The sequence below is a fragment of the Metabacillus sp. B2-18 genome (assembly GCF_021117275.1).
Classification (GTDB): domain Bacteria; phylum Bacillota; class Bacilli; order Bacillales; family Bacillaceae; genus Metabacillus.
Genome location: NZ_CP088245.1, coordinates 1,038,076 through 1,053,927, shown reverse-complemented (window position 1 = coordinate 1,053,927; position 15,852 = coordinate 1,038,076). Strand labels below are relative to the sequence as shown.

The following is a 15,852-nucleotide window of genomic DNA, read 5'->3' as shown; positions in this document are numbered from 1 at the left end:
TGCTTAACATTCAACTATTCTATAAAACATTGTAAAGAAAGTAAAGTAACTTTGGATTTATTGTAAACCAAATTCGTCTATTTTTTCACAAAGATGTAACTTCCATTATTAGAATGACCAATGAAACTGAAATAAGCAGTACATATTATAGGTATCTTTTGGCATAACAAAAGTAAAAAAGGTTGGAGGTAGTAAAAGTGAAAGTTCTATCAATGATTCAGCCTTGGGCTAGTCTTTTTACTCTCGGAGAGATCCAATATGAAACAAGGTCATGGAACACGAAATATCGTGGTCCCCTAGCCATTCATACAAGCAAAAAAATAGATAAAACAGCAACTAACCAAGATACAATTAGGACATTGCTGAGTAAGCATGGATTAACAAATGATCTTCTTCCAACTGGCTCAATTATTGCTGTCTGTATGCTTGAAAATTGTATAAAAGTAACTGAAAATAATCAGTCTTGGGCCATTTTAGAAGATGGGACAATTGTATCAGGCAATGACTATTTATTAGGCGATTATAGAGAGGGAAATTATGCTTGGATTGTTCAGAATATAAAAATGTTGGACCAATCTATCCCAGCTAAAGGACAGCTTGGATTATGGGAATATGATATAAAATAAAACATGATGACGATATTTTCTTACATGAATGTCGTTTTCTTCTATAATAATTCTTTTTTTTGAAGTTAGAGGAAATTAATTTCTATTATTCAGTCATATAGTAATTTACAATTTTAGTATTTATTTGTAAAATAATATTTCGATACCATTTATTTTTAATTAAAGGAGTTATACTGTTGAATAGTTCAATCTCTAGATACTCTAATGAAAAAACTGAATTAATTAATAGAATTAGCTCCCACAAAAATGAACTAATTGCTATAGGTTTAGCCAAAGGCTTAAATCATCCTTTAACTATTTCTCAGAGTCAAAAGCTTGATAAATTGATCCTTCAATATCAAAAATTAATGGGTATTGATAATGAAACAAGCGACCAATAGCTCTTAAATATACCCTCATTACGTATCGCCACTTTTCTTAAATTCTACATTTGAAATACAAAAATATTTTTTTCTACATTAAATACATATTTATTTTTGCATTTCCTCATTTAACATATTCAAAGTCAACCATATCTAAAAATAATCTTATTTTATAATTATTATAAAATAAGTTTCATTCAAAAGTAATTTATGATAAAATTTTAAAGCAAGTACTATCATGCATAATATGATGTAACAACCTATATAGTTGGTAATAAAAGAAATACTTTTTTGTGACTAATTTTTTTAGATATTGGAGGTTTTATATATATGAATGAAGCGATTGGATTAGTGGCAATTAGAGAAGTAACGAGAGACGAGTTTCTTGTCTTGGCTCAAGATGGGGCTCGTGAGTTGTTTGGACTAGAACAATATAAAGTCTTTGATGGAAAGAAAGGTGCAGAGCAATTTCATTTTGTCTATGACATGGGAACACACCGTTGTTACTTAATAGACAAAGATACGTGCTATGAATTGGTCACATCCTTCTATTGTGGTGAAAGTAAACCATCAATCATTGAAAACTTAAAAAACATAGCTCTATCAATTAAATAATGGAACAATCTAGTTTGAAACAAAGGGGGACTCACAAATGAGTTCCTCTTTTTTGTTGTGGAAAAATCACACATATATTTCTACCCAAAATGGACTATTACTATTATAACTGGTATTAATTTACGATTGCTCACTTTTTATAGCTGCTTGATCCTTATTTAGTATAAAAATTTACTCCAAACAAAAAATAACAATATGTTGGTGATCAGGAGGAAAATATGAGCAATATGAAAAAGAAGAAACAAACATCTATTCTTTTAGTTTTTCTTATAAGTACAATGATTTTAACACTTCAGGAAAGCAATACTAATGCCTTTACAAATCAAGCAATTCAGCGGGGAGCAGTGGGCGATGATGTTATTGAATTGCAATCTCGTCTAAAATATATTGGATTTTACAAAGGAGAAATTGATGGTGCTTTTGGTTGGGGAACCTACTGGGCGCTTCGAAATTTTCAGTCTGAATTCGGACTCAATGTTGATGGGATAGCAGGTTTGAAAACGAGGCAAAAACTTGTTAAAGTAACAAAATATGATTACTCTAAAGGAGCAGGACAAGGACAAGCTCAAAAATCAACAGCTATAAATGTACCATCAGGATATTCCCAAAATGATATTCAACTTATGGCAAACGCTGTTCATGGAGAAGCACGCGGAGAACCATATATTGGACAAGTTGCGGTGGCAGCTGTTATTTTAAACCGTGTTGAGAGCCAGACATTTCCTAATACTGTTTCAGGTGTCATCTTTGAACCGTTAGCTTTTACCGCCGTAGCTGATGGGCAGATTTGGCTAACTCCTAATGAAACATCAAAAAAAGCTGTACTTGATGCCATTAACGGTTGGGATCCTACAGGAAATGCGGTTTATTATTTTAATCCTGATACAGCAACAAGTAGCTGGATTTGGGGTAGGCCACAAATAAAACGAATTGGGAAACATATTTTCTGTAAATAATCCGCAGATAATGGTTACATATACTTTCTTTGCAAACTTTATTTATTTTTCTCAAACACAAAATAGGCTGATTCAGTTTGAATCAGCCTATTTGAGTGAATGAATTGTTATTTAGTTCGATTCAACAGTTAATATAGTCTCAGCTATATTAACTGAATGATCCGCAATTCTTTCTAAGTTGCTTATTATATCAACGAACACTATTCCGGCATCACCAGAGCATTGTCTTTCGTTTAATCTCATGATGTGTTTTTTTCTAAGAACTCTCTCCATCTTGTCTATCTCATTTTCACGAGATAACACCTCTTTAGCTTTTTCTACATCATTTTCAAAGAAGGCAGAATAAGCCGTTTTTAATGTAGTTAACGTGAATTCATACATTTCCTTTAATTCATTTGTTGCATCGTTAGATAGGTTAACTTTTTTGTTAATTTTAAAATCAACAAGTTCAACGATGTTTTCCATGTGATCACCAATGCGTTCCATATCTCTAATAGAATCGGCTATGTTTGAAAACTCATCTCTTTCTTTTACTGAAAGTGGTTTTGCTGATATTTCAAGTAAATAATTTGTGATTTTTTTATCTAGATTGTTGATTCCTGTTTCATATTGAAGTGCATTCTCAGCATGTTTTTTCTCGCCTAGATTTAAATATTGAAATGCCTCATTAAGACCATCGACTGTAAATTCTCCCATTCTTTTCAGCTCTTCTTTAGCTTGTCCTAAAGCGATTGATGGTGAATGCTCAATCAATGTTGGGTTTAAATGTTGCGGCTTCGTATCAATATATTTATCTTCACCAGGAATTAGTTTTGTCACTAACCATGCTAAAGCAAAAATGAATGGAAACTGAATAATGGTATTCGTAATATTAAATGTCCCATGAGCAAAAGCAATTGTCATCGCTGGATTTAAACTTAATGTATCTTGTAAATAAGTAATTAAATATGTGAAAGGAATTAATAGAATTAAAAAGATTACAGTTCCTATCAGGTTGAATAAAACGTGCACAAATGCAGCTCTTCTCGCAGCAATTGAAGCCCCAAGAGATGCAAGTACTGCTGTGATCGTAGTCCCAATATTATCTCCAAATAAAACAGGTAAAGCAGCATTTAAACTAATTGCATCCTGTGAGAATAATTCCTGTAAAATACCGATTGTTGCACTTGAACTTTGAACAATAACCGTAAAGATGGTACCAACTAAAACACCTAAAATTGGATTACTAGCCATACTTACTGTTAAATCATGAAAAGCTTCTAGTGACCTTAATGGTTTCATGCCTCCACTCATCAATTCTAAACCAAAGAAGAGTGATCCAAAGCCAAAAGCAACTTGTCCAAATGAAGTGATTGCCTTCTTTTTAAAGAAGAAAATACAAAACGCACCAAGCGCAATGATAGGCAAAGCATAGGCGCCAACATCTATACCGATGATAAAGGCTGTTACAGTCGTCCCGATATTTGCCCCCATTATGACACCTATTGCTTGTCTTAATGTCATAAATCCAGCACTTACTAGTCCAACCGTTAAAGCCGTTGTTCCAGAACTAGATTGGATTAAAACTGTTACAAGTAAACCAGCTAACACACCCATAAAAGGGTTTGTCGTGAAACGGTCAAGTATATCTTTTAAACGATCTCCTGCAGCTGACTGCAAGCCGTCTCCCATGTATTTTATTCCGAAAAGGAAAATTCCAAGTCCTCCTAAAAACTGAAAGAGCATTTCCTGATAGTTAATCTCCAATGTGATGTCACTCCTAAATAGTAAATATTAATAAAAATACTCATATATAGTAACAATGTAAATATGAGTTGAAAACAACTTAACATTAAATTTACAATATATTAATTAAATCTTTACATTAAATTTACAAAAGACTTATTAAGTAATAGCATCTCTTCTTACTATTTCCAAATATTTTAAAAAATTCCATATTATCTTGACTTTTCAACCACTTATATCTTAACTTTCTCTTAGAATAGAAATACGTTCAAATGAAAAAGAAGCACCCAAAATATGAGTGCTTCCTTCTTAAACTGATATTATTATTACTTTACCTATTTATTCTTTTAAATCTTCAATTGAATCAATGTCCATATATGCTGGTACAACTAGTCCTAGCTTCGTTCCAGTAAGGTTTGCACCTAGGTCTTCAAACTTCCCTTCGTATTCAGCATAATAATCAGCGTGTGTTGTTGGTAGCCATGCACCTACCATTGCATCACCGCTTCCGTCAGCAATACCAGCCCACATTGGACCTGCATCAACCTGAACTAAATCTACTTCGTATCCAACACTTTCAAGCACATTCTCTACAACATGTGAGCTTGCAATTACATCATCCCATGCTACATAAAGAAGCTTTAACTCTTCACCGTCAACCTCGTTAACACCTTCCGTCCAAGAGCTAACTAATTCTTCATTTTCACTTACCCACTGTGCTGCTGCTTCAGCAGGCTCATTGCCTTCTTGAATTAAATTCATCACTGTTTCGATATGTTCTGGTTCCCAGTTAAATTGATCAAGAAGCCTATAAGCGTCAGGTTGGTCTTCTTTTAATCCTAAACGAACAATTGTGTTAACATCTTCTGCTCCACCATAGATTCCCTTTGGATCTTCAAGGTATTTTAAGTCATAGCTTGCAAATTTCCAGTGTGGGCTCCAGCCTGTAACGATAATTGGCTCCTCATTATCGTATGCTTTTTTCAAAGCTGCAGTCATAGCCGCACCTGAACCTTCTACTACTTCCCAATCATCTAGGCCGTATTCAGGTAATACTTCATTAATAGTCAATTTCATTAGTCCAGCACCTGGATCGATACCCACAATTTCATAGTCTACTTGTTCCCCTACAGATGCTGTTGAACCTTCTGACTCTGATGATTCTGATCCACTTGTTTCATTTCCTCCACACGCTGCTAAACCTAATGTTAGTGTTAATGCTGAAGTGACTCCTAGTAATTTTTTAAGCATTAAATTGTTCCCCCTTCTTTTTTCTTTCCTATATTTTGAGTGATGCGGTCTAGCAAAATAGCAATAACAACTATTGCCAAACCAGCTTCAAACCCTACACCTGTTTTTATTTGAGTAACAGCACGATAAACCTCTGTACCAAGCCCAGGAGCTCCAACCATGGATGCGACCACAACCATTGATAAAGCTAACATGATACTTTGGTTAATTCCTGCCATGATTGTTGGCATAGCCAATGGCAGTTGCACTTTTAATAGTCTTTGCTTCGTTGTAGAACCAAAGGCTTCTGTTGCCTCAATTAAATCTGCTGGTACCTGTTTGATTCCGAGTACTGTTAAACGGATGGTTGGTGGCATCGCAAAAATGACAGATGCTACAACTCCTGGTACTACTCCTATACTGAAGAAAAAGATGGCTGGTAGTAAGTAAACGAATGCCGGCATTGTTTGCATTAAATCAAGGACCGGTGTAACAAATTGTCTTACTCTTTCACTTTGTGATGCCCATATACCAACTGGAATTCCAATCACAACCGAAATCAACACTGCCGTCAAAACAAGAGCGAGTGTTTCTAACATTTCTTCCCAATAACCTAAATTGTCAATAAGAAATAAGCCTAATAATGCAAATAGTGCAATTCTTATATTACAAACCTTCCAAGCTAGTAAACTTAAAAGAATAATTAATATAATAGAAGGGATAAAGCCTAAACCAGCAACAATTCCTTCAACAAAAAAGTCCACTCCAGTAGAAATACCATCAAATAAACCACCAAAGGTATTGGTCATCCAATCAACTAAAGCATCAATCCAATCAGCTAAGGGGAGCTTCGGTAACATTCCTTCCACCTTACATCACCTCCTTAGCATGGGGTGCTTCAGGTTCGGCAACCTCATTGATATATTGTTCGTTACCCGTAAGTGCGCCAATTACAGCACCCTTAATCAAGATTCCCTTTAAGCGATTTTTTTCATCTGTAACCGCAACGGGAATACTTGCAGAAGACACTTTTTCAAATAAATCAATTAATAACGTTTCCGCTCCAACAACTGTTATATCTTTTTCTATGAAAGATTCTAATGACTGATTTTGTTCAGCAGCTTTTGATGCATCTTTTGCCGTAATCACACCAAGAAGCTTCTGTTGTTTATCTACAACATATATAGATGAAATACCTAAAGTCTTCATTAATTTAAGGGCTACACGTGGACCCTTATCAATTTGAACAGTTTCCGCCCGCTTCATAACATGTTGTGCTGTTAGTACCTTAGAAAGATCAACGTCTTCTACGAATCTTTCAACATATTCATTAGAAGGACTCATTAAGATTTCTTCAGGTGTTCCTATCTGTACGATGTTACCATCCTTCATAAGGGCAATTCTGTCTCCGATACGAAGGGCCTCATCTAAATCATGGGTAATAAAGACGATCGTCTTTTCCATATTAGATTGTAACTCTAGCAACTCATCCTGCATGTCTTTTCGAATCAATGGATCCAATGCGCTAAAAGCTTCATCCATTAAAAGCACATCAGGATCATTTGCCAGTGCTCTCGCCAGTCCAACACGTTGCTGCATTCCACCACTTAGCTGACTAGGGTATTGATTTTCATAGCCCTTTAATCCAACTAATTCAAGTGCCTCTAAGGCTTTTTTACTTCTTTCTTCCTTAACTACACCTTGAATTTCTAATCCATATTCCGTGTTCTCAAGGACTGTTTTATGTGGAAATAAAGCAAACTTTTGAAAAACCATACTTATTTTCTTTCTTCGTACTTCTCTTAGTTCTTCCTTATTCATTTTGACAACATCTTTTCCGTCAATTTGAACTTGCCCTAATGTTGGTTCAATCAGACGATTAAGCAATCGAACTAATGTAGATTTACCACTTCCGGACAAACCCATAATCACGAAGATTTCACCTGACTTAACTTCAAAGGATGCTCGGTTAACCCCAACTGTTGAGCCTGTTTCCTTTAAAATTTGTTCCTTTGATTTTCCTTCTTTTACTAATTGCAAAGCCTTTTTTGAAGATTTTCCAAAGATCTTAGTAACCTCATTAACCTTAATCTTTATATGATTTTCTTCCATTCTTTCACCTCTTTTTATCTGTCTCTTTAGGACTTCTTAATTATAAACAGATAATTCAATATAGTTCAAACAGTGTATATTATGTTTATTGTATGTATAGTACGTACAGAAATAACTGTACGTACTATACATAAGGATTACTTATAAATACTCCTAAATACTCGCTATTCTTCTGTAAAGGAGTCCTTTACATTTAATTTATAAATGGGTAGTGTAGAATTAAAATAAAGATAAAAACATTTTAGGATGTGAATTTATTTGAAAGACAACGAAACATTAGACAGAACCAGAAATGTGGTTATAGATGCAATTGCTCAAAATATGAACCTTTATGGTCTCACACCCTCTGCTGGACGGTTATACGGACTCCTATTTTTTTCTGATAAACCGCTTACACTTGATGATATGAAAGAAGAGCTTGGAATGAGTAAAACAAGTATGAGTAATTCGGTTAGAAGCTTACTTGATTTAAATATGGTGGAAAAGGTTTGGATAAAAGGTGAAAGAAAAGATTTGTACACAATCAAAGAAGATTGGTATCAATGCTTTTTTGACTTTTTCTCGATTAAATGGAGGACAGCCATTACCACGAATAGCAGTGCGATGGAAAAATCAATAGCACATTTGCAAGAGCTCGTTGATAATCCGGATACATCCGAAGAAATTCGAGAGCATGCCCAAAAAGATATCAAAAAGCTCGAGGAGAGAATGGAATATTACGAATGGCAAAACAGACTCATTGACAGTTTTGAGACAAAGGAAATTCTAGATTTTATTCCTATAAAAAAAGACAAGGAGTAAAACTAATCACCTGCTATGCATACTTCATAAGGACAATATGCAACTTCAAAATATCATCATACAAAAAAGTTATTATATATATGAAAGAAAAAACATCAACTTCTCCAAGAATTGATGTTTTTTCTTATTATTAACATGAAATCAGGTCATTTTAAATGCACTACTGAGAAAAATTCAGACCGTTTTATGTTAATTATAAATTTATCTGCGATTTTGAAGGGTTTATCTGCGATTCTGAACACTTTATCCGCGATTTTAGAGTTTTATCTGCGATTATTTCATTTCATCCGCGATTCTGCAAAATTCTACACATTTCGCAATACCATTATGTAGGTTCGATTATTTATATTATAAACTTTATTTCTTGCTTTACTCAGCATTTCGTTTTAAAGGTAATAAACCTAAAACCCATACATAATTTCTATCCTTATCGCAAAGGATAAATAGTGATATTCCCTTGAATATCATTATCCTAACACGAGGTGATAAAATAATGAGCTACAAAGATCAATTAGATCAACAATCTCAGTTATTTCACCATAGATGGACAAGTCGTAAGCATTTAAATTCTCAAGTAAATGGTGAAACTCAAGTAACACAAAATACCATTAGAGCAAGAGGAAATGCAAAGGCACATCGCATGTTTTAGGATAAATGACAATCTACTATAGGGATATTTAAAGGGCCTATGCTACTCGGCATAGGCCTTTTCTTATACAACTGTTATTTGAAAAAACTGTGATAAGTGCCCCTTATGCGCTTCATGCATCTCATCCAAGATTAGTTTCCCCACTTTATCAGATGGAACAAGGGGATATACTGTCATGGCCAGTAAAGCAGTATCTTAATTACCTGTAACTACTGCCTAAGCTGCTACTCGTTCAAATGATTTAATTTGCTGGACTGAGATTTTTACTGCTAATAGCTCATTATTTAGTACTCAGAGCTATTTTTCATCCACGAATGTCACAAATTACTTACTCTGCTGCTTCTGCATAAACACCGACAACTTTATAGCTGTCTGCATACTCACTGATCGAGTATGTTTCTAAATTCCATGATCCACCGGGCTTTAAGTCATAAATATATTCAATTTGACTGTCCACGATTGATCCCTTTTTATCATAAAATTGTACATCAATACTTATGTAACGGTATTCCTTATCCGAATTATTTATTATTTCCCCTTTAACTGTCGTTTCATATTCATTCTGCTCAAGCTCTAGATTGGATAAATCGATTTGATAGGTTTTTTCTCCTTCTTCTTTAGACAGAGCATTTGTTATCACTTCATCATATACCTCAACTACCTGAAACTGTGGTCCAACTAGATAACCTGTTAAAACAGCAATACCAATAAAAAGTAATAAACGAATAAAACCAAACTTCTTTTTCGGGGCCCTACGATTATTTTCTAACGTTTTATTAAAGCCAATAATACCATCTAAAATCTCTTTAAATGAATCTGCATCATCGGGTGGTAAATCAGTGATTTCAATTTTTGATCCAGAAAAAAACAATTCCATTGCCACATAATAACTAACCTGTTTTACATGAAAATAGTCCAGCTTTTCATATGCGACCTCCAATACTTTTGATTGGTTAATTTCATTATAATAAACAAACAACACTCTATAGTCTGTTGCAAAAAATAGACCCTTATATCCCTCAATCTCGCCGGTTGTAACATTCATTATCATTTCATCTTCATGTAAAATATGTTGTAATTCTTCGACTTCACGATAGGAAAGGTATTCATTTGCCTTTGAAAATTGTTGAATTTCTTCTCTTATATGTTCAATGCTTTTCATTGAACATAGCCCCCTTTATTTTCTTATTGTAAAAAATTAGTCTATTAATCTTTATTTTATCTAAATGTCCGCATGTTTGTACTGAGTCTAATATCATATTATTTTTGTACGCCTAAAAGAGATCCTTTTTATTATATTCAGGTTTTGGTATGAAATGTTGATTCGAAAGCATACTATTTTCTTTAGAAAACAGGGCAACCCACAAGCAATTACAATGCTATCAACTATACGAAAAAAGCCACCCATGAAATGGAGGCCACTGAAAATCTGACGATTTTAAAGATTATTCATGTGAGTTTAAAAAGAGCCGACTTTAATTCCTAAAAAAGGAAAAAAAGTCGGCTCTTTCTTTGCATTAGCCACATATTTTCTCTAATTTTACCCTAGTAGCTTTAGAATTCTTTTAATGTTTACCGTAAATATAGCCATGGCGCCTTGCAACTCCATGCTAATTAGACCCGAGGATTTTGCCACATTATACCCGTGTCTGTGTTTTAATTCACTATTTTTCGCTTCAATTTTATAACGCTCTTTAGACTTTTCCTTAAAATATACACTTTTCTGGAATTGTGCTTGGGATGAATGTTGATCAGACTTAAGGGAAACAGAATATGTTTTACTTTTGGCTCCCTCTTTGTAGCACCCTTCTCTGAAAGGACATCTCTTGCATTTTTCAACATTAAAATAGTAGGTATCAACTTGGTTTTTGCCTACTCCTTTTTTACCTTGCCTAGCTTTCCGTACAGCCATATGCCCTGCCTTGCAGACATACATGCCCGCATCCTTATTGAATTCAAATTCATCCTCTTTTTTTCGGGTACCCTGAGTTATGGAAGGATTTAATTTTGAGACCAGTTTAATTCCATTTTCCTTACTATATTGAATGTTGTCTTTCTCAGAATACGCAGTATCCCCAATAACCGTTTCAATTTCCATTCCTGCATCTATACTTTTCTCAACAAGTGTCTGTAGCTCTTTTCCATCATTTTTTTCTCCGGTTGTAATCGTTGCGGCTGTAATAATTCGCTCTTCACTCATCGCCAGATGAGTTTTATAGCCAAAGAATGATGAGTCAGCTGCTTTGTGTCCGACTTTGGCATCTAGATCATTCATGGACTGTAGCTGTTCGATATCATCTGCAACGGCTTCTTTCAGGAGATTAAGATGTTCCTTGACTTTTGGATACTCTAAAAGGCTTTCTTCCTTTTCAATCACTTCAATGAGCTCTTGGGAATAAGTAATCTCATCTTCAAGTAGATCATTGTTTGGCTTTACGGGGAATTTCTTCTTCATACTCTCGTTAATTTTATAAATTGCTTTTCTGAGGTTTTTGGAGCGCTCCATTAGTATTTCTTTTGGAGTCATTTGATTATATCTCGCCTTTGTATGGGTGGCATCTACAATAATGGACTTGCTTTTAATAATCTCTTTCTCAATGGCAATCTCCACTGTCTTATTGATAAGCATGTCTAATAAGTTCATGTCTTTTAACCTAAGCTTACGAAACTTTGTCAAAGAACTTGAATCAATAACGGCTTCCTCCGGAGCCATATCCAAAAAATATTTGAAGGACATATCATATTTTGAACGCTCGATAATATCAACATCTGAAACATCATGAATGGTTTTCAAAAACAAATATTTAAACATGCGAATAGGATCTATCGCATTCCGCCCATTATCTAGACAATATTTATCCTTTAATTCTTCGTAAATAAAAGAAAAGTCAATTAGATCCTTAATTCTTCGTAACATATTATCCTGAGGAACGACGATATCATATAGAGCCACATATGGACTAAACATCATTGTTTGTTGTTTTTGTATCATTGGAAACCACCCACTTATATTTATAATTTTAATTATAAAGTAAAAAAGGTAGAAAAGTTCACCTAAGTGAATCTTTCTACCTTTTACTTGGACTTTTTCAGTGGCCTCTCAAACATGAGCGAGTTTCTTAAACCAACCAAGTATATTTTTTAAAAAATTCATTGTGTTTCTTTAACTTCAATAATATCTGTTAATTTTTTATATTTTTCTAAATCTACATAATCGACTTTATTTGTAATAATTTTCACTTGATTAAGGTCTGCAAAATTGGAAAAGGAGACTTCTCCAATTTTGGTATGATCTGCTAAAATGTAAGTTTCTCTTGATAAGGAAATGGCTCTTTCTTTTATTTGTGCTTCTTCTGGATCTGGTGTTGTTAGCCCCAGTTCATGATGAATGGCATTTGCGCCCATAAAACATTTATCAAAACGATAATTTTTAATACTTTCATAGGCATCGCGTCCTATTGTTGCTTTTGTCACCTTTTTTACAAAGCCACCGATAAAATATGTACAAATATTCGCTTCTAACAATGTGTTTAAATGGTCTGTCCCGTTAGTTACAACAACAACATCCTTCTCCTGTAAATGCCTTATCATTTGATAGGTGGTTGTTCCAGCATCAAGGTATATGCACTCTCCATTTGTAATCAGACCCGCGGCATAATTGGCTATAGTTTCTTTTTCTTTTAGATTTTGAGTTGTTCTTTCTATAACACTAGGTTCGTCTCTCTTACGCTGTAACAACGAAGCACCACCATGCACTCGCTTTAAATAGTTCATTTTTTCTAATTGATCTAAGTCACGTCTTAAGGTAGATTCTGAAGTAGAAGTAAGCTCAACAAGCTCTTGGATTTTAACATTCTCTTTTTCTTTTAAAAGATCTAATATTAGGCGATGCCTTTCCGTTATAAGCAAAATGTTTCCTCCTGAAAAAGAAATCCAAATTATAAGATTTCAATTATCGTTACTTTTTTTCAGTATATAAAATTCACTAGAATCTTGCATTTAAAAAGTCCTTATAAAAAAGGATGCTTAACAAATGGCCTCAGTGAAGGAGCTACCTCATCGACAACTCCTTGTAGTTTAATTACAACCTCTTTGTAAAAATGTAAAGAGGTCTTTTTTAATCAGTGGATAAGAAATATAGTAACCTTGAATTTCATCTGAGCCTTTATCCTTAATGTATTGAAGTTCTTCTTCTGTTTCAACTCCCTCACAGGCTACTTTAATATTGAGGTCGTGTGCCATATCAATCATAGCTGAGGTAATAGCAGCATTTTCTTTTGCATGAGGTACGCCCGATACAAAGGAACGATCAATTTTAATAATATCCACTTCCAAGCGTTTTAGATAGGTAATAGATGAATTTCCTGTTCCAAAGTCGTCAATGGCCAAATGAACACCTAACTCTCTAATATTTTTCAAAGTATCTAGTATGGCAGGATCGTCATTAATTAAGGTACTTTCCGTTACTTCTAGTTCCAGTAAATGAGGAGAAAGATTATACTCGCGTAATAGGGTATTTATCAAGTGATCCAAATTTGATTGATAGAGCTGTCTAACAGACACATTAACTGATACTCGAACATCCGTGTTTATTTTTGCTTGGAGTTCCTTAAGAGTTTTTACAGACTCTTTTAACACCCATTCACCAATTATAACAATGTCTCCTGTTTCTTCGGCCACAGGGATAAATTCTCCCGGACTGACCATTCCCAATTCAGGATGTTTCCATCTAAGCAGTGATTCAAAGGTAGAAATCTCACCTGTTTCCACATCTAATCTAGGTTGATACATAAGAAAAAAATCTCCGTCATTTAAAGAAGTCTCTAAGGCATTTTCAATTAAAAATTTCCTTTCTTCTTTCTCCTCCAGGGTATTTTCAAAAAATTTATAAGAGTTTTTACCATGTGTTTTAACAAAATACATGGCCTTATCCGCTTTACTGAATAATTGAGTGATATCTTCTCCATTCAAAGGATAGATGCTAATTCCTATACTAGCAGTTGTTTTAAATAATTTATTTTTGAGATAAAACCCTTGATTAAATGCCTCTAATATTTTCTCTGCGACCTCAATCGTCTGATCAACACCACTTATTTCTGGAAGAATTAAGATAAATTCGTCCCCTCCAACTCGTGCAAGAGTATCTGTATTTTGAATACATCCTAGTATCCTATTACTTGCTTCAATGATCATTTCATCTCCATATTCATGTCCCAAATAATCATTTACGAATTTTAATCGGTCTAAGTCAATGTATAAAACCCCGATCATAAAGTCTTGTTTTTTAGCTTTTTGTATATAGTTATCCGTCAGAATCATTAAATTTCTTCGATTCGGTAAACCTGTTAAATGGTCATGATAAGCCAATTTCTCGATCGTTTTTACATGTTCTCTTTCTTTCGTAACGTCTTTTGCAAGACAGAACACCCCTGTTACTTGTGATTTTACAATAATAGGCATCACCGTTACATCTAGATCAACCCTTGAGCTGTCTTTATGAAGCCCTTGGATAGATATTCTTCTTGCTTCACCAGAAAGTACGTTTTTAAACAGCTCAGATACCTCTTCTTTGAACTCAGTGATAATGAAATCACGTGGATTTTGATGGATAAATTCTTCCTTTGAATAGCCAAACGTTTTGATCGCCATTTCGTTAACCGAAAGAATACTTCCTTTAAGATCTAGTGAGAACACACTATCTAAGTTATTATCAAACAACGATTTATAGCGATTCTCTGATAGTTCCAGTTTTTTTTCTTCTACAAGACGGTCTGTAATGTCCTGCATAGTTCCTATGGTTTGTATAGGTTGTCCATCTTCATTAAAAATGCTTTGTGAGATTGAATGTAATGTCCTTTCTGTTCCATCTTCTAATAGAATACGATAGATATTAAGAATGGATTCTCCTGTTATTTCCTTTTCCCTACTGTTACTTAATGTTTCCCGATCATCAGGATGTACCTTTGATAATAAAAATTCAAACGTTGGCTGTTGGTCTAACGATAACCCAAAAAGAGCATAAATTTGCTCACTCCAACTTAGAATATTGTTTACATTGTCATATTCCCAATATAGTATTCCAGCAATCTTTTGAGCCTGTGATAAAACTTTTTCCCGCTTTTCTAACTCATTTAGAATGTGTCGTTTTTCTGTGAAGTTAACCACACTTCCTACCATTACTTCCTGACCATAAAAGATTTGTCTAGAAGGGTATATATCTAGATCGAGTTCTGTGTTATCTTTTCTTTTGCCTTTAGCTTGAAAATTACTACGAATAGTATTCGAATTTAGCAGTCCTTCAATATGTTTAGCCAAAATGTCTTGATATTCCTCGGCCAATAAATGATTAGCACTTAAAGGAGTCTCATATATTTCTTCACGAGTATATCCAAATAATTGAGCAAAAGCAGGACTGACATAGAGGAAAGCATCATCTTTATATATAAAGGCGGCTATTGAAGAATTTTCAAGAGTTACTTGATACTTTTCGGTTTCCATTTGAGAAGTAGAATATCTTTTTTGTTGTTTTCTTACATAATCTAAAATGAAGTATAAGGGCGATAGGCACAAAACAACAAAAACTATTTGACTTAACCAGAGTTGGATATGGAATTCTTGCAATAGATTAAAGATGACTTCTTTATCTAAAAAGATAAGAGAATAAACAACGAGAAGATAAAAAAATAAGATTAAGTATGAAAAGATAGTAAACAGTCGCATAATAAAACCCTCATCTTAAGATTTAAATTAATAAATTCAAAGCGAATTATATTTTT

Annotated in this window: 14 protein-coding genes and 1 pseudogene; 6 read left to right on the top strand and 9 right to left on the bottom strand. The window is 34.0% G+C overall.

What is annotated here, in order from left to right; genetic code table 11:
• Positions 1-197 precede the first annotated feature (197 nt).
• The 4 genes from LPC09_RS05485 to sleB all read left to right on the top strand — a co-directional run bounded on the left by LPC09_RS05485 (position 198) and on the right by sleB (position 2,559).
• Positions 198-626 carry an ASCH domain-containing protein gene (locus LPC09_RS05485; RefSeq protein ID WP_098799358.1) on the top strand — a complete coding sequence of 143 codons (429 nt, stop codon included), beginning with the start codon at positions 198-200 and terminating at the stop codon, positions 624-626.
• Between the two features lie 176 nt (positions 627-802).
• The gene (locus LPC09_RS05480) at positions 803-1,006 is read left to right on the top strand and encodes a Spo0E family sporulation regulatory protein-aspartic acid phosphatase (protein ID WP_442920016.1); all 204 of its coding nucleotides are present in this window, start codon (positions 803-805) and stop codon (positions 1,004-1,006) included.
• Positions 1,007-1,318: 312 nt separating this feature from the next.
• The gene (locus tag LPC09_RS05475; RefSeq protein WP_098799360.1) at positions 1,319-1,603 is read left to right on the top strand and encodes a hypothetical protein; all 285 of its coding nucleotides are present in this window, start codon (positions 1,319-1,321) and stop codon (positions 1,601-1,603) included.
• Positions 1,604-1,830: 227 nt separating this feature from the next.
• Positions 1,831-2,559 carry a spore cortex-lytic enzyme gene (gene sleB, locus LPC09_RS05470; RefSeq protein WP_098799367.1) on the top strand — a complete coding sequence of 243 codons (729 nt, stop codon included), beginning with the start codon at positions 1,831-1,833 and terminating at the stop codon, positions 2,557-2,559.
• Between the two features lie 111 nt (positions 2,560-2,670).
• Here sleB and LPC09_RS05465 read toward each other — a convergent pair whose 3' ends face one another.
• The 4 genes from LPC09_RS05465 to proV form a co-directional block, all read right to left on the bottom strand.
• Positions 2,671-4,305: a Na/Pi cotransporter family protein gene (locus LPC09_RS05465; protein ID WP_098799361.1), complete on the bottom strand. Its 1,635-nt coding sequence runs from the start codon at positions 4,303-4,305 to the stop codon at positions 2,671-2,673.
• Positions 4,306-4,623: 318 nt separating this feature from the next.
• Positions 4,624-5,535 carry a glycine betaine ABC transporter substrate-binding protein gene (locus LPC09_RS05460; RefSeq protein ID WP_098799362.1) on the bottom strand — a complete coding sequence of 304 codons (912 nt, stop codon included), beginning with the start codon at positions 5,533-5,535 and terminating at the stop codon, positions 4,624-4,626.
• Positions 5,535-6,374, bottom strand: a complete 840-nt coding sequence (locus LPC09_RS05455; protein WP_231309730.1) for an ABC transporter permease — start codon at positions 6,372-6,374, stop codon at positions 5,535-5,537. The genes LPC09_RS05460 and LPC09_RS05455 overlap by 1 nt, the downstream gene beginning before the upstream one ends.
• Positions 6,375-6,384: 10 nt before the next feature.
• On the bottom strand, positions 6,385-7,626 hold the full coding sequence (gene proV, locus LPC09_RS05450) for a glycine betaine/L-proline ABC transporter ATP-binding protein ProV (RefSeq protein WP_098799363.1): 1,242 nt from the start codon (positions 7,624-7,626) through the stop codon (positions 6,385-6,387).
• Positions 7,627-7,884: 258 nt separating this feature from the next.
• Between proV and LPC09_RS05445 the strand changes: the two genes are divergently transcribed.
• Both LPC09_RS05445 and LPC09_RS05440 read left to right on the top strand, forming a co-directional pair.
• Complete coding sequence (locus LPC09_RS05445) at positions 7,885-8,427, top strand: GbsR/MarR family transcriptional regulator (protein WP_176551223.1); 543 nt, start codon at positions 7,885-7,887, stop codon at positions 8,425-8,427.
• Between the two features lie 493 nt (positions 8,428-8,920).
• Positions 8,921-9,076 carry a YpzG family protein gene (locus LPC09_RS05440; protein WP_098799364.1) on the top strand — a complete coding sequence of 52 codons (156 nt, stop codon included), beginning with the start codon at positions 8,921-8,923 and terminating at the stop codon, positions 9,074-9,076.
• 63 nt (positions 9,077-9,139) lie between these two features.
• Here LPC09_RS05440 and LPC09_RS05435 read toward each other — a convergent pair.
• The 5 genes and pseudogenes from LPC09_RS05435 to LPC09_RS05415 all read right to left on the bottom strand — a co-directional run.
• Positions 9,140-9,337, bottom strand: a pseudogene (locus LPC09_RS05435) (6-phospho-beta-glucosidase); the annotation flags it as partial.
• Between the two features lie 67 nt (positions 9,338-9,404).
• Positions 9,405-10,238 carry an FxLYD domain-containing protein gene (locus tag LPC09_RS05430; RefSeq protein ID WP_231309174.1) on the bottom strand — a complete coding sequence of 278 codons (834 nt, stop codon included), beginning with the start codon at positions 10,236-10,238 and terminating at the stop codon, positions 9,405-9,407.
• Positions 10,239-10,616: 378 nt separating this feature from the next.
• On the bottom strand, positions 10,617-12,068 hold the full coding sequence (locus LPC09_RS05425; protein WP_231308761.1) for an IS1182 family transposase: 1,452 nt from the start codon (positions 12,066-12,068) through the stop codon (positions 10,617-10,619).
• 158 nt (positions 12,069-12,226) lie between these two features.
• On the bottom strand, positions 12,227-12,985 hold the full coding sequence (locus LPC09_RS05420; protein ID WP_098795831.1) for a DeoR/GlpR family DNA-binding transcription regulator: 759 nt from the start codon (positions 12,983-12,985) through the stop codon (positions 12,227-12,229).
• 168 nt (positions 12,986-13,153) lie between these two features.
• Positions 13,154-15,796 (bottom strand): sensor domain-containing protein, encoded by a 2,643-nt coding sequence (locus LPC09_RS05415; protein ID WP_098795830.1) that lies wholly within the window; start codon positions 15,794-15,796, stop codon positions 13,154-13,156.
• Between the last annotated feature and the right edge of the window lie 56 nt (positions 15,797-15,852).